Annotated in this window: 14 protein-coding genes; 8 read left to right on the top strand and 6 right to left on the bottom strand. The window is 71.6% G+C overall.

The window, feature by feature from the left end; genetic code table 11:
* The first annotated feature begins 4 nt into the window (after positions 1 to 4).
* Positions 5 to 553, top strand: coding sequence for a hypothetical protein (locus ACFWNN_RS13565; protein ID WP_382440195.1), 549 nt, complete (start codon positions 5 to 7; stop codon positions 551 to 553).
* Here the strand turns inward: ACFWNN_RS13565 and ACFWNN_RS13560 are convergent.
* On the bottom strand, positions 550 to 1,005 hold the full coding sequence (locus ACFWNN_RS13560; protein ID WP_382440194.1) for a hypothetical protein: 456 nt from the start codon (positions 1,003 to 1,005) through the stop codon (positions 550 to 552). The genes ACFWNN_RS13565 and ACFWNN_RS13560 overlap by 4 nt on opposite strands.
* Positions 1,006 to 1,048: 43 nt before the next feature.
* Positions 1,049 to 1,618, bottom strand: coding sequence for a hypothetical protein (locus tag ACFWNN_RS13555; protein ID WP_382440193.1), 570 nt, complete (start codon positions 1,616 to 1,618; stop codon positions 1,049 to 1,051).
* Positions 1,619 to 1,690: 72 nt separating this feature from the next.
* On the opposite strand from ACFWNN_RS13555, the gene ACFWNN_RS13550 reads away from it, so the two are divergent.
* From ACFWNN_RS13550 to ACFWNN_RS13540, 3 genes are read left to right on the top strand one after another with little or no spacing between them, the layout of a single operon-like run.
* Positions 1,691 to 2,368 (top strand): response regulator transcription factor, encoded by a 678-nt coding sequence (locus ACFWNN_RS13550; RefSeq protein WP_382440192.1) that lies wholly within the window; start codon positions 1,691 to 1,693, stop codon positions 2,366 to 2,368.
* The gene (locus ACFWNN_RS13545) at positions 2,365 to 3,639 is read left to right on the top strand and encodes a sensor histidine kinase (RefSeq protein WP_382440191.1); all 1,275 of its coding nucleotides are present in this window, start codon (positions 2,365 to 2,367) and stop codon (positions 3,637 to 3,639) included. Before ACFWNN_RS13550 ends, ACFWNN_RS13545 begins: the two co-directional genes overlap by 4 nt.
* A 13-nt stretch (positions 3,640 to 3,652) precedes the next feature.
* Positions 3,653 to 4,129, top strand: coding sequence for a hypothetical protein (locus tag ACFWNN_RS13540; RefSeq protein WP_382440190.1), 477 nt, complete (start codon positions 3,653 to 3,655; stop codon positions 4,127 to 4,129).
* A gap of 26 nt (positions 4,130 to 4,155) precedes the next feature.
* On the opposite strand, the gene ACFWNN_RS13535 is transcribed toward ACFWNN_RS13540, so the two are convergent.
* From ACFWNN_RS13535 to ACFWNN_RS13525, 3 genes are all read right to left on the bottom strand, one after another.
* Positions 4,156 to 5,049, bottom strand: a complete 894-nt coding sequence (locus tag ACFWNN_RS13535; protein WP_382440189.1) for a neutral zinc metallopeptidase — start codon at positions 5,047 to 5,049, stop codon at positions 4,156 to 4,158.
* Positions 5,050 to 5,061: 12 nt separating this feature from the next.
* Positions 5,062 to 6,141: a neutral zinc metallopeptidase gene (locus ACFWNN_RS13530; protein WP_382440188.1), complete on the bottom strand. Its 1,080-nt coding sequence runs from the start codon at positions 6,139 to 6,141 to the stop codon at positions 5,062 to 5,064.
* A gap of 310 nt (positions 6,142 to 6,451) precedes the next feature.
* A complete protein-coding gene (locus tag ACFWNN_RS13525; RefSeq protein WP_382440187.1) occupies positions 6,452 to 7,624 on the bottom strand; it encodes a neutral zinc metallopeptidase in 1,173 nt (390 codons plus the stop codon).
* A gap of 237 nt (positions 7,625 to 7,861) precedes the next feature.
* Here ACFWNN_RS13525 and ACFWNN_RS13520 point away from each other — a divergent pair, with 237 nt between their 5' ends.
* From ACFWNN_RS13520 to nudC, 4 genes are read left to right on the top strand one after another with little or no spacing between them, the layout of a single operon-like run.
* A complete protein-coding gene (locus ACFWNN_RS13520) occupies positions 7,862 to 9,490 on the top strand; it encodes a DUF2207 domain-containing protein (RefSeq protein WP_382440186.1) in 1,629 nt (542 codons plus the stop codon).
* Between the two features lie 9 nt (positions 9,491 to 9,499).
* On the top strand, positions 9,500 to 10,783 hold the full coding sequence (locus ACFWNN_RS13515; protein WP_382440185.1) for a M16 family metallopeptidase: 1,284 nt from the start codon (positions 9,500 to 9,502) through the stop codon (positions 10,781 to 10,783).
* Complete coding sequence (locus ACFWNN_RS13510; RefSeq protein ID WP_382440184.1) at positions 10,780 to 12,168, top strand: M16 family metallopeptidase; 1,389 nt, start codon at positions 10,780 to 10,782, stop codon at positions 12,166 to 12,168. The genes ACFWNN_RS13515 and ACFWNN_RS13510 overlap by 4 nt, the downstream gene beginning before the upstream one ends.
* Positions 12,165 to 13,109: an NAD(+) diphosphatase gene (gene nudC / locus ACFWNN_RS13505; RefSeq protein ID WP_382440183.1), complete on the top strand. Its 945-nt coding sequence runs from the start codon at positions 12,165 to 12,167 to the stop codon at positions 13,107 to 13,109. The genes ACFWNN_RS13510 and nudC overlap by 4 nt, the downstream gene beginning before the upstream one ends.
* Here the strand turns inward: nudC and ACFWNN_RS13500 are convergent.
* Positions 13,106 to 13,555, bottom strand: coding sequence for an Lrp/AsnC family transcriptional regulator (locus ACFWNN_RS13500; protein WP_382440182.1), 450 nt, complete (start codon positions 13,553 to 13,555; stop codon positions 13,106 to 13,108). The genes nudC and ACFWNN_RS13500 overlap by 4 nt on opposite strands.
* Between the last annotated feature and the right edge of the window lie 29 nt (positions 13,556 to 13,584).

Genomic DNA, 13,584 nt, shown 5'->3' with positions numbered 1-13,584 from the left:
GTTCATGGACCTGCCTGGTGTCTTGACGCTGATCGGCCTCGTCGTGCTGATCGTGATCGGAGTGTTCGCGCTCACGAAGTCCGGCGAGGAGACGGCGAAGCTCCGCTCCGCCAAGGTGGCCGACAGCGTGCTGGGCCACTACGCGACCAGGCCCGGCTGGTCGCACGTTCCCAGCGGCGACCCCGTGCCGGCCGGGCGGATGAGCACCGCGTACGACGTGAAGCGGCGCACGGCCGTGGCGGGAACCCACGAGGGGAGGGCGGTGCGGGTCGCCGTCTTCGGCTCGTACGTCCCCAACCGCGCGGCCGGGGCCCAGAACGGAACCGCCACCTTCGGTCTCGTGGTGGCGTTCGACGCGCCGGAGCTGCCCGCGGACCTGCGGGTGGACACCGGCGCCCGGATGTTCTCGGAGCTCGCGACCTACCAGGTGCCCGCGGTGGACGTCGGGGACGGCGTCGCCTGCTTCACCTTCACCGACCTGACCGTCGCCGAGGAACTCGACCACGTGATCGGCCTGACGCACGACGTCGTCAAGGCGCTCGTGGCCGCTTAGGAAACCGGTTCCGCCGGGCGTGGCGCGGGCATCACGGCCGGGGCGCGCAAAGGCGCGTAACGGAAGAGGAACGCGTAGAAACCGCCCGCCAGCGCGGCCATGCACAGCAGCAGCGCGGTGAGGCGGCGGCCGACCGGGAGTCCGACCGGGACGGACGCGGCGGAGGACACCATCTCGCCGCCCGTGTTGACGATCTCGACCGTCTCGCCCTTGGTGTGGCCGCAGCCGTCGAGTTTGGCCTGCTTCTTCTGGCCGCCGGCGTCCCACTCGACGGTGTCCATGCCGCTGCCGCACGAGCCGCTCTCGACGACCGTGGCCATGACGGGCGGAGGGGGTTCCTCGGCGCCGAGGACCTTGGCGGGCACCAGAAGCGCGACCGCGACACCTATCCCGACCAGTCCGACGACCAGCAGGATGAACACCCATCTGTCGGGGCTTCGCGGAACCGCCACACTGCGATGTTCGCAGACGCGGCGGCCCGCGTGGAGCCCAGGTTTACTTCGGCAGCTGACGGAGCTTGTCGACCTTGATGGTCTTGCCGTCGGACACCGTGCCGGTCACCGCGACGAGGTCGCCGTTCTTCGGCTTCTCGGTCACGGCCGACAGGTCGAGCGGCGTCTGCAGGCCGTCGACCTGCACCAACGTCGCGTTGTTGCCGTTGACGTCCTTGACCGTGCCGCGCGTCTGGGCCTTGGCCAGCGCCACGTTCAGCGCCTTGCCGTCCTTGACGCGCACGGTGACGCGCTGGTCGGCCTTGAGCCCGGCGATGTCGCCGCCGCGCAGCTTCGTGGCACCGTCAGTGGTCAACGACACTTCGCTGCCGTCGTCCTTGGTGATCACGAGCTTGCCCGTCTCGACGCTCTTCACGCGGCCGACGACGAGGGTGCTGTCCTTGAGCTTGGCCTTGTCCGCACGGCCGCCCTTGCCGGGGCCGCCGGGGTGGCGTTCCGCGAACGCCGCGGGCGGGCCGTCCTGGCCCTCGGCCGCAGTCGCGACGGCGATGCCGCCGACGGTGAGACCGACGGCCGCGACGATGGCGCCGGCCCACGCTGATTTCTTCGACATGCGCCTCAGCGTGCGCCCGCAATCTGAGGGCCAGCTGAAGGCGAGTCGCCCGAACCCCGGATGATCAGGAGAATGGGCAGGGTGTCCGCCAGGGTGTTGGTGATCGAGGACGCCGAGGCGATCGGCGCCGCGGTGTCGTCCGCGCTGCGTGAGTCCGGGTACGACGTGCAGCACCGCCTGGACGGGCGTCAGCTGGAGACCGACCTCGGTCGCTTCCGGCCTGACCTGGTCGTGCTCGACGTGATGCTGCCCGGCCGCGACGGCTTCCAGTTGCTCGAGGTCATCCGCCGGTCGTCCGGTGCCGGGGTCGTGATGCTCACCGCGCGCGACGGCGTGCCGGACCGGTTGCGCGGGCTCGCGGGCGGTGCCGACGACTACGTGGGCAAGCCGTTCGTGCTCGCCGAACTGGTCGCGCGGGTGTCCGCCGTGCTGCGCAGGCTCGGCCGCACGCCGTCGACCGTGCAGGTCGGCGACCTGGTCGTGGACGCCGACGCCGGTGTCGTCATGCGCGCCGACCAGGCCATCGAACTGACCGCGACCGAGCTGCGGCTGCTCGTGTACCTGGCCGCGCAACGCGGGCGCGTCGTGTCGAAGACGCAGATCCTCACGGCCGTGTGGGGCTACGAGGACTACGACCCGAACCTGGTCGAGGTCCACATCAGCGCCGTGCGTCGCAAGATCGAGGAACACGGCACACGGCTCGTGCACACCGTTCGCGGTCTTGGGTACGTGTTGCGAGCCGAAGAATGAACCTCCGCACGGTCTCGCTGCGCCGCCGCGTCGTGGTGTCCGTGCTGCTGGTGCTGTTCCTCGTGCTGGTGGCGCTGGTCATCTCGGTCGACCGCACGTTCGCCACGCAGTCCTCCCGCGACGTCGACGGCGTGCTGGTCAACACCGAGAACCGCGCCGTCGAGATGCTGAAGAACGGCCGCCGCCCGGCCGAGGTCGTCGGCCTGCTGACCAAGCGGAACGTCCACGTCACCATCGAACAGCCCAACGGCACCGTGATCGGGGTCAAGCCCGACGGGGAGTTCGAGGCCAGGAACCGCGTCGTCGGCCGCAACAAGGTCACCTTCTACGCCGACACCGAGGCGATCTCGAACGCGCAGCACCGGTTGCGCAAGCTGTTGCTGATCCTCGGGCTGGTGGCGATCGGGGTCACCGGCCTGCTGATCGTCGTGGCGGTGCGCAAGGCGTTGGCGCCGTTGGACGCCATGACGTCGTTGGCGCAGGCGATCGCGGCCGGGCATCGCGGCGGCCGGCTCAACCCGTCGCGGACCGACACCGAGCTGGGCAGAACCGCGGCCGCGTTCGACGGGATGCTCGACTCGCTCGAAGGCTCCGAGCAGCGGACGCGCCGGTTCGTCGCCGACGCCGCGCACGAGCTGCGCACGCCGATCACCGGCGTGCAGGCGGTGGCCGAGGCGCTGGTGCAGGCTCCCGTCGACTCGCCCGATCGCGACCAGATGTCGTTCCTGCTGGTGCGGGAGGCGCGGCGGGCCGGACGGCTGGTGGACGACCTGCTCGCGCTGGCCCAGCTCGACGCCGGCTACGAGATGCAGCGCGAGTCCGTCGACCTGCTCGGCCTGGCCGAGGCCGAGGTGGCGCGGACCCGGTTCGTGGCACCGGACTTCGACATCGCGGCCGAGGGCGTCTCGGTCGCGGTCGTCGGCGACGGGCAACGGCTCGCGCAGGTGCTGGCGAACCTCGTGGACAACGCGAGGCAGGCCACCGGCCCGACCGGGACGGTCCGGATCCGGGTCGACCTGACCGGCTTCACGGTGTCCGACAACGGTCCCGGCGTGCCCGACGCCGAGCGGGAACGGATCTTCGACCGCCTGGTGCGGCTCGACGACGCCCGTGACCGCCGCTCGGGCGGGTCGGGCCTCGGGCTCGCCATCGCGCGTGGCGTGATCAGGGCGCACGGCGGTGACCTGACCTGCGAGCCGTCCGCGCAGGGTGCGGTGTTCCGGGTGGTGCTGCCCGCCGTAAATCCGGTCGCCACGCCCGCCGCTCTTTGATTCCATCGACGGCGTGGACGTCGACGTGGTGGTGCAGCTGGTCAAGACGGAGTGGACCAAGGGCTCGCGGGGCGGGGCCGAGGCGACCCGCCGCACCGCCGCGCCGGTCGGGTTCGCGCTGCCGCACCTGAGGCCCGCCGTGCACGAGATCCGGTTGAGCGAGCCCGACTTCACGCCCGTGTGGGAGAAGGAACGCGCCGAGATCGACCGGATCACGCTCACCCTGCGCGAGGACGACGACGTGCTGTCCGTGCAGCTGCAGGACACCATGATGGCCGCGCCCCGACGGCGCGACCGTCCGTCACCGGTCCGGCTGGCGCGCGGCGAGTGGGTGCGCTGGCAGCTCAACCACCGGTGGTCCCGTCCGCGCGACGGCGGCTGGAACTACCTGCTGACCACGCTGAACCTGGTGTACGGCACGCCTGCGGATCTGGAGGTGTTCCTGGGGACGCCGACGCGGCACGTGGACGAGCAGACGCACCTGCGTTAGTCGGTCGCTCACGCCGGGCGCCCTGGTCAGCCGACGGCCGCCGGGGTCGCCGCGAACGTGTTGCAGGCGTCCGTCGAGTTGGCCTTGAAGCCCGCGCCCGCCCACTGCGCCTGGTTCTTCGCGGAACCGTGCGCGTTGTTCTCGGGCTGCTCCTCGATGGCGTACTGGAAGTCCTCCTGGGCCGACCGGGCGAGACCGGCCGTCACCGAGCCGCGTCCGGCCGCCGCGGCGAGGAACATGCCGGCGAAGCAGTTCGCCTGCAGCTCGATCCGCCGGGACATCTCCAGGCCCGCCGGGGACTTCTCGCCCGCGTCGGTGATCTTCAGGTCCGCCGCCCGCAGCAGGCCGGTGAGTGCCTGCACGTGGTGGCCGTACTCGTGCGCGAGCGTGGCGAGGTGGGTCGCCGGGGCGTCACCGCCGCCGTTGTCGCGCAGCCGGGCCGTGGGCATGTAGATCGTGCGGTTGCGGCCGCAGTAGTACGCCACCGCGTGGTCCGACTCCGGGGCGGCGCCGCACGGGCCGTCCTTCAGCGTCGGCGAGGCGTCCAGGACGGGCTTGTCGAACGGCAGGTTCGCGGCCTGGAGCAGCGGGCCCCACGTCGCGTCCAGGCACTCGACGCCCGCCGCGTAGTACGCCGCCAGCTGCGCGTCCGAGGTGCCGAACGGCGGCAGCGCGCACGTCGCCGGCGCCAGCGTCGCGGGCTTGACCAGCAACGGGTGGTCGGCCAGCCGGTAGACCGCGCGCGGGCGGATCGGGGTCGACGGCTCGGTCGGCGGCGTCGACACGGCCTTGGACCCCGCCAGCGCGTGCCCCGTGACCACTCTCGGGCGACTCAGTTGACCGATTCCGAGGACGAACGCGACCACCAGCACGAACACTCCCGCGAGCAGGACAGGGTTGTTCTTCGCTGGTTGGGTCACGCTCTCCCCTTCCTAGGAGACGGCTCCTGCGTCGGCGGCCCAGGTGTTGCACTCGGACGCCTTGTTCGACTTGTAGCCCCGGTCCACCCACGACGCGTTGTTCTGCGGCGTGCCGTGGTCCTTCGTCGGATAGATGTCGTAGTCGCCGCGGTTGCCCGCGTCCGTCAGCGCCACCCTGATCACGTCGATCGGGATCGCGCCGTGCGACAGAGGGGCGAGCGACATGCCTCCGAAGCAGGTCGCCTGCAGCTCCATCCGGCGGTTCAGGTCGAGGCCCTTCGGAGTATCCCACCCGCCCGCGTCGTACTGCGCGCGGTCCGACGCTTTGAGCATTCCGGTCAGCCACTGGATGTGGTGGCCGTACTCGTGGGCGAGCTGTCCGAGGTACTTGCCGGGGTGGTTCGGGTTGTTCGGGTTGCGCTCGGCGGCGTACGCGTTGGCCGTCCAGTAGATGCCGCCCTGGCAGTACCGGGCCGTCTGGTCGGGACGCACCGTGCCGCACGGGTACTGCGCCTGCTCGGTGATGATGTGCAGCTCAACGGGCTGGTACGGCAGGTTCGCCGCCTGCAGCGCGGGCTTCCACATGTTCTCGATGCACGGCAGCGCGGCGCGCAGGAACTTGTCCTGGCCCGCCGGCGAGTAGTCCATCGCCGGCAGCCCGCAGCCCGAGATCGTGTTCGCGCCGAAGCTCGGCTTGAGGAACGGGTGGTCGGCCAGCGCGTACACGGCCTTCGGGCCCGCCGGGGTCTGCGGGGCGGACGGCTGGCGCGACGACGACGCGCGCGGGGCGCTGGTCGTCGTCTCCGCCGCCTCGGTCGTGGTCGGCGCGGTGAACGTCGGGCTGTACGTCGTGTAGTTCGAGTAGCCCGTGTCCTTGACCTTGCTGTTCAGCGTCGCCGCGAACACGCCGACCGCGCCCAGGCCGAGGATCACCACACCGCCCAGGATCAGGGCGATCAGCGGACCGCTGCTCTTGCGGCGCGGCGGCGGCGGGAACTGGCCGTAGCCCTGCGGGCCGCCCCACTGCGGGTGCGGCGGCGGCATGACCTGGCCGGGAGGCGGCGGGCCGTAGTAACCGGGCGGCGCCTGCATCGGCGGACCTTGCGGCGGCATGCCCTGCGGGGGCGTGTTGTACGGCGGCGGAGCTTGTGGTGGTGGCGCGCCGTACGGCGGTGGCGGGCCTTGTGGCGGACGCTGCCCGAGTGGTGCGGGCATCGGTGGCGGGCCGACCGGGCGTGGCGGCGGCCAAGAGCCCGGCGGCGGTGGTTGCGTCATCGCCTGAGGTCCCCCCAATGGTCATCCTGGGTCGGGTACGAGCATAGGCGGACCGAGATCGCGTGTCCCCCGACCGGGCTAACGCGTCCAGTCCACGTCTGTGAGACGCGTGGGGCGTGCGTTCGGTTCATGAGACGTCCGCCGCGCTCGCCGCCCACGTGTTGCAGGCCTTGATGTTGTTCTGCTTGTGGCCGTGCATCACCCAGCGGTCGTTGTTGGGCGCACTGCCGTGGTCGGGCCTGCGGTTGTAGTCGCCCCGCTTGCCCGCGTCGCTCAGCCCGGTGTTCACGACCTCCATCGGCACGACGTTCTTGTGCGAGAACGGCGCCAGCGTCATGCCGCCGAGGCACGTCGCCTGCAACTCCAGCCTGCGGTTCAGATCGAGCCCCTTCGGCGTGTCGAACCCACCGACGTCGTACTGCGCCTGGTCGGCCGCCCGCATCATGCCCGTCAACCACTGCACGTGGTGCCCGTACTCATGACTGAGCTGCCCCAGGTACACACCAGGATGCCGCACCGTGGTGCCGCCCTCGTTGGCGTAGTAGTTGCCGGGCCAGTAGATGACGCCCCGGCAGAACATGGCCGTGACGTTGTTCTGCCGCGACCCGCACGGCGTCTGCGTCGTGCCCGTGAACACCTGCAGCTCGGCCGGCTGGTACGGCAGGTTGGCCGCCTTGAGCGCAGGCTGCCACGCCTTCTCGATGCACGGCAACGCCGCCTCGAGGAACCGCTTCTCCCCGGCGGGGTTGTACTCCATCCGCGGCAACGGGCACGAGTCGAAGTCGTTCGCGCCGATGTTCGTGCTGAAGATCGGGTGGTCGGCCAGCTTGTAGACCGCCTTCGGCCCCACCGGCGTCTGCTGCGTCTCCCGCGTCGGGCGGGTGGTCGTCGGAGCGGTCGTGGTGGTGGTCGTCGTGGTCGTCGCCGACGTGTAGGTCGGGCTGTAGGTCGTGTAGCCGGAGTAGCCCGTGTCCTTGACCTTGCTGTTGAGCGTGGCCGCGAAGACACCGATCGCGCCGAGGCCCAGGACCACGACGCCGCCGAGGGCGAGGGCGAGGATCGGGCCGGCGCTGCTGCGGCGCGGCGGGGCCATCGGGTAGGGCGGCGGGGCGAACGCGCCGGGGTGCTGGTGGCCCCAGGTCGGCTGGGGTGGGGGCATGACCGCCCGAGGGGGCGGCATGACGGGGCGCGGCGGCGGGAGCGGGGCACGGCCGGGAGGCGGCGCGTACGGCGGAGGTGCGCCGTACGGCGGTGGCGAGCCCACGGCAGTGGGCTGCCCGTACGGAGGAGGTGCGCCCACGGGCGGACCCATCGGCGGCCCTCCCGGAACCGGCCGTCCCATCGGGCGTTGTCCGGCCGGAGGACCCATCGGCGGTGGCGCCGGCACGGGCGGCGGGCCCACCGGGCGCGGCGGCGGCCAGTTGCCCGGTCGCGAGTTGCCCGGCGGCGGTGGCTGCGTCATCGCCGAAGATCCCCCAGATGGCGTCTGTTCGAAAGTCCGCCGGAGCATATGAGGACTCCGCTATTGTCCGCAGCCGTGTTGAAGAACTGGGGTGCGGCGATCTTCGCCGCCGCCGCGCTGACGTCCGTCGGGTCCGTCGTGACGGCTGGTGGCGCGCTCGCGCAGCCGCTTCCCGGGACGGTCAGCACCGAGGTGCGGATGAAGCTGGAGCGCGACGCCCGGCTGTCCGTCACCGAGACGGTTCAGGTGCCGGACGGCAAGACCGTCAAGCGCACCGTCCCCTTGCGACTCGCGGTCGGCAACGAGCTGGAGCGGCAGTACCAGGTCACCGACGCCAAGGTCGACGGCAAGGGCAGCACGAGCACCACGGACGACACGTTCAGCGTCGAGCTCCAGGGCACCAGCACGCTGACCTACACGGTCGTCGGGGCGGTGGCGCCGGTCGGCGACACGCTGGAGGTCCGCTGGCAGGTCGCGGGCGGCTGGGACGCCGAGCTCGACAAGGTCGCCGTGTCGTTCTCCGCGCCGGACTCGCCCACGTCGGTCAACTGCCTCGCCGGGCCCGTCGGGTCGTCGCAGCCGTGCACCAGCGCGGACCTCGCGGACGGCAAGGGCGTGCGGGCGCAGGAGATCAAGCTCGCCCCCGAGGAACGCATCGACATCGCGATCGGGCTGTCCGCCGGGGTCGTGCCGCCGAACGCGGTCGTGGTCGAGCAGTCGGGTCTGGCGGCCGCGTTCGCGCTCACGCCGATCAGCGCCACGGCCCTCGGCGCGCTCCTCGTCCTCCTGCTGGGTGGAGTGGCGCTCCTCTGGTACCTCCGCGGCCGGGACGCCGCGGCGCTCGCCAGTGACGTCGGCGCGGTGACCGTGCTCGTGCGCGACGAGCAGAACCGGGTCGCGTTCGCGTCACCGGACGGCGTGCTGCCCGGCCAGGTCGGCACGGTCGTCGACGAGCACGTGGATGTGGTCGACGTGACGGCCACGGTGATCGACCTTGCCGTCCGCAACTACCTGTGGATCACCGAGACCGAGGGCCACGACTGGCAGATCGTGCGCCGCAACCCCCTCGACGCCTCGCTGTCCGGTTACGAGCGGGCCGTCGCCGAGGCCCTGCTGCCGGCCGGCACGGAAGCCGTCAGCGTGTCCGAGCTGCGCGGCAGGCAGATCGACCTCGCCGCCGTGCGCGACGAGCTGTACGCGGACGTCGTCGAGAAGCGCTGGTTCGTGCGGCGCCCGGACGCCGAGCGCACCAAGTTCTGGTGGGCCGGAATCGGGCTGGCCGTCGTCGGCGTCGTCGCCACGGTCGCGCTGGCGTTCACGGTCGGCAACGCCCTCTTCGGACTCGCCGTCGCCATCGGCGGGGTGGCGCTCGCGCTCGGCGCCCGCTCCATGCCCGCGCGCACGAAGCGGGGCAGCGAGCTCCTCGAACACGTCCGCGGCCTGCGCGGGTACCTCCACGGGGTGACGCCGCAGGACGTGCCGGAGGCCGACCGCGAGCTCGTCTTCTCGCGTTCGCTGCCGTACGCGGTCGTGCTCGGTGAGACCGAGCGCTGGCTCACGACGTTCGGCCAGAGCCAGCAGGACCTCTACTGGTACGGCAATGCCACCGACTTCCGCCGCAGCTTCCCCGCGTTCCTCGGGGCGCTCGACGGCGTGCTCGCCCAGGCGGGCCACCTGCGATCGCTCCGGGCGCCGAACCCGTAGGCTTGCCGCATGGCCTCACCCGAACTGCACAGGTTCACGTTGCCCAACGGCCTGCGGGTGGTGCTCGCCCCCGACGCCAGCGCACCGGTCGTCGGCGTCAGCGTGCACTACGACGTCGGCTTCCGCTCCGAGCCGGAGGGGCGCACGGGCTTCGCGCACCTCTTCGAACACCTCATGTTCCAGGGCAGCGAGAGCCTGGAGAAGCTGGCCCACTTCCGGCACGTGCAGTCGTCGGGCGGCACGTTCAACGGGTCCACGCACCCGGACTACACCGACTACTACCAGGTGCTGCCGAGCGCGGCCCTGGAGCGCGCGCTGTTCCTCGAAGCGGACCGCATGCGCGCGCCGAAGCTCACCGAGGAGAACCTCCGCAACCAGATCGACGTGGTGAAGGAGGAGATCCGGCTCAACGTGCTCAACCGCCCGTACGGCGGGTTCCCCTGGATCCTGCTGCCGGCGGTCCTCTTCAAGACGTTCGCCAACGCGCACAACGGCTACGGCGACTTCGTCGACCTGGAGAGCGCCACGGTCGACGACTGCGCGGAGTTCTTCGACACCTACTACAGCCCGGCGAACGCGGTGCTGACGGTGGCGGGCGACCTCGACGTCGAGGCCGCGAAGGCGTTGGTGGAGAAGCACTTCGGCGACGTGCCGTCCCGGCCGCGCCCGGAGCGCCCCTCGTTCGCCGAGCCCGCCCCGCAGGGCGAGGTCCGCCACGAGCACGGCGACGCGCTGGCCCCGCTGCCCGCGATCGCGATCGGCTACCGCGTGCCGGACCCGGTCACCGACATCGACGGCTACCTCGCGTACCTGGTGCTCGCCGGCGTGCTGACGGACGGCGACAGCTCGCGCCTGCAGCAGCGCCTGGTGCACCGCGAGGGCATCGTGATCGACCTGAACGCCGGCTGCGGTCTGTTCGGCCCGCTCGAGGCCCGCGACCCCGACACGTTCAGCATCACCGCGATCCACACCAACGAGGTCTCGCCGGACCAGGTCATCGCGGCCATCGACGAGGAACTGCAGAAGCTCGCGCAGGAGCCCCCGTCGGCGGAGGAGCTCGCGAAGGTCACCGCCCGCTGGGCGTCGACCATGCACAAGGAGCACGACCGGCTCACGAACCGCACGCTGGGCCTCGGCTCGGCGGAGCTGCTGTTCGGCCGTGCCGAGCTGATCTACGAACTGCCCGAGCGGATCGCCTCGGTGACCGTCGACGAGGTGTCCGCCGCGGCCAAGGCGCTGCGTCCCGACTCCCGCGCCCTTCTCTTCGTCAAGCCCACCGGAGGAGCCCAGTGACCTCGGCCAAGACCCACCGTTCCGCCGAGGAGATCGGGCGCACCGAGACCGGCCCGCGCCCGCTTCCCGAACTGGGCAGCCAGAAGGCGGCCGCCGAACTGTCCACTGTCGACACGACGCTGCCCAACGGCCTGCGCGTCATCGCGGTCCGCCGCGCGACCGTGCCGATGGTCGAGGTCCGGCTGCGCGTGCCGTTCGCCGACCCGGCGGGCACGAGCGTCGGCTCCCAGCACTCCGCGATCGCCGAGATCCTCGCGAACACGGTCCTCACGGGCACCGGGTCGCGCTCGCGCGTGCAGATCGACACCGAGCTGGCGCTGGTCGGCGGCGAGCTCGACTCCGTCGTCGACCCCGAGCGCCTCAGCTTCACCGGCAACGCGCTGGCGTCCGGCCTCGGCACCGTCCTCGACGTGCTGAGCGACGTGCTGACCAACGCGTCGTACCCGGCCGACGAGGTCGAGCGCGAGCGCGGCCGGCTCGTCGAGCGGATCACGATCGCCCGCTCGCAGCCGAGCGTCATCGCCCGCGAGGCGCTGCAGAAGATCCTGTACGGCGACCACCCGTTCGCCAAGGAGATGCCGGAGGCCGACGAGGTCGCCGCCGTCTCCCGCGAGGACGTCGCCGCGTTGCACGCCAAGGCGTTGCTGCCGCGCGGCTCGGTGTTCGTGGTCGTCGGCGACGTCGACCCGGCGCAGGCCGTCGAGCAGGTCGGCGCGGCCCTGGGCGCGTGGCAGGGCGACGGCGAGGCCGTCCAGCTGCCGCCGCTGCCCGAGGTCAGGGGCGGGGACGTGGTGCTGGTGCACCGCGCCGGCGCCGTGCAGTCGCAGATCCGTCTTGCGGCGCAGTCGATCCCGCGCACCGACGAGCGCTACCCGGCGCTGCAGCTCGCGAACCTGGTCTACGGCGGGTTCTTCTCCTCGCGCCTGGTCGAGAACATCCGCGAGGACAAGGGCTACACCTACAGCGCCCGGTCGCACCCCGAGTTCACCGTGCACGGCGCGACGCTGCTGATCGACGCCGACACCGCGTCGGACGTCACGGCGGCCGCGCTGCTGGAGACCCGCTACGAACTCGCCCGGCTCGGCCTCGTGCCGCCGTCGCAGTCCGAAGTGGACACCGCCCGCAGCTACGCCGTCGGCACGCTGCTCACCAGCACGTCGTCGCAGGGCGGCCTGGCGTCGTTCCTGGTGAACCTCGTCGGCCTGGGACTCGGCCTCGACTGGCTGGTGGCGCATCCGCAGCGCCTCGCGGCCGTCACCGCCGAGCAGGTGGCGCAGGCGGCGCTGGACTTCTTCGCCCCGGCCAACTTCACGGGCGTGCTCGTCGGCGACGCCGAGACGCTCAAGCCGAAGCTCGCGGCCCTGGGCGGGGTCTCGTTCCAGTGAGTTTCGAACTGATCGGTCTGCCCGCGCTCTCGCGGTCAGCGATCGACAGGTCAGAGCCGTTGCGCGGCGACGAGGAGAAGCTCGCCGCGCTCTGGCCCAAGGCCCGCATGATCGTCGTGGACACGCGCGGCCGCACGCTGGTCGCCGACCGGGGCACGCGCCTCGCGGACCGTCCCGCGACCGAGTTCGGCGACCTGCCGCCCGTGAACGCCGTCCTGCTGGGTGAGCAGGACGGCGTGGCGTACTTCGCCGTGCTGATGCCCGCCGAGGACGACGAGCCGGTGCCGCCCAGCCGTGCCTGGGGCGCGCCCGACCTCACCGACGAACCGCAGTGGCTCGACCTCCGTCAGGCCGGCGCGACGCTGGAAGACATGTGGGCGGGCCTGTTCACCACGGCCGCCGCGCTGTTCCAGTGGCACCGGCTCGGCAAGTACTGCGCCAAGTGCGGTGCGCGCACCGTGCTGGAGAAGTCGGGCTGGACCTCGGTCTGCTCGGGGTGCGGGCGCGAGGAGTACCCGCGCACCGACGCCGCCGTGATCTGCCTCGTGCACGACGGCGCCGACCAGGTGCTCGTCGCGCGCGGACCGGAGTGGCCGGAGGGCAGGTTCTCCGTGCTGGCCGGGTTCGTCGAGGCCGGCGAGTCGCTCGAGGCCTGCGTGGCGCGCGAGATCTGCGAGGAGGTCGGGGTCACCGTGCGCGACATCCGGTACCTCGGCTCGCAGCCGTGGCCGTTCCCCCGGTCGTTGATGATCGGGTTCGAGGCCGTGGCCGATCCCGCCGAACCGCTTCGCCTCGCGGAGGGTGAGATCGCCGAGGCCAAGTGGGTGTCGCGCGCGGACGTGCGCAAGGCGATCGACGAGCCGGGCAGCGTGCCGGGGCTCCTGCTCGCCGGGGGCGCGTCGATCGCGTTCCGGATGTTGCAGAGCTGGTCGCGTAGTTAGGGGAGGGGACGGTCGTCGACCACGTGCTTCATGACGACCGTCGACCTCATCCGCCGCACGCCGGGCAGCTTCACCAGTTCTTCGTCGTAGAGCCGTTGGTACGCGGGCAGATCCGCCGTCGCGATGCGCAGCAGGTAGTCGGGCTCGCCGAAGAGTCGTTGCGCCTGCAGGACGTTCGGGATGGCGGCGACCGCACGTTCGAAGTCGGCCACCGTGCTCTCGTTCTCCCAGTGCACGGTGGCGAACACCAGCGCCTCGAAGTTCAGGCCCACCGCGGCCGGGTCCACCACGGCCTTGTAGCCCCGGATCGCGCCGTCGCGTTCGAGGTCGCGCAGCCGGCGGTGGCACGGCGAGATGCTCAGGTTCACCCGCGCGGCCAGTTCGGTGACGGTCAGCCTGCCGTCCTGCTGGAGCTCGGCAAGAATCTGTCGGTCAACGGCGTCCATTGCCACATTCTTACCCCTGTCGAGCTGCG

The sequence above is a fragment of the Lentzea sp. NPDC058450 genome (assembly GCF_042721395.1).
GTDB lineage: Bacteria > Actinomycetota > Actinomycetes > Mycobacteriales > Pseudonocardiaceae > Lentzea.
This window is presented reverse-complemented; position numbering and strand designations above follow the sequence as displayed.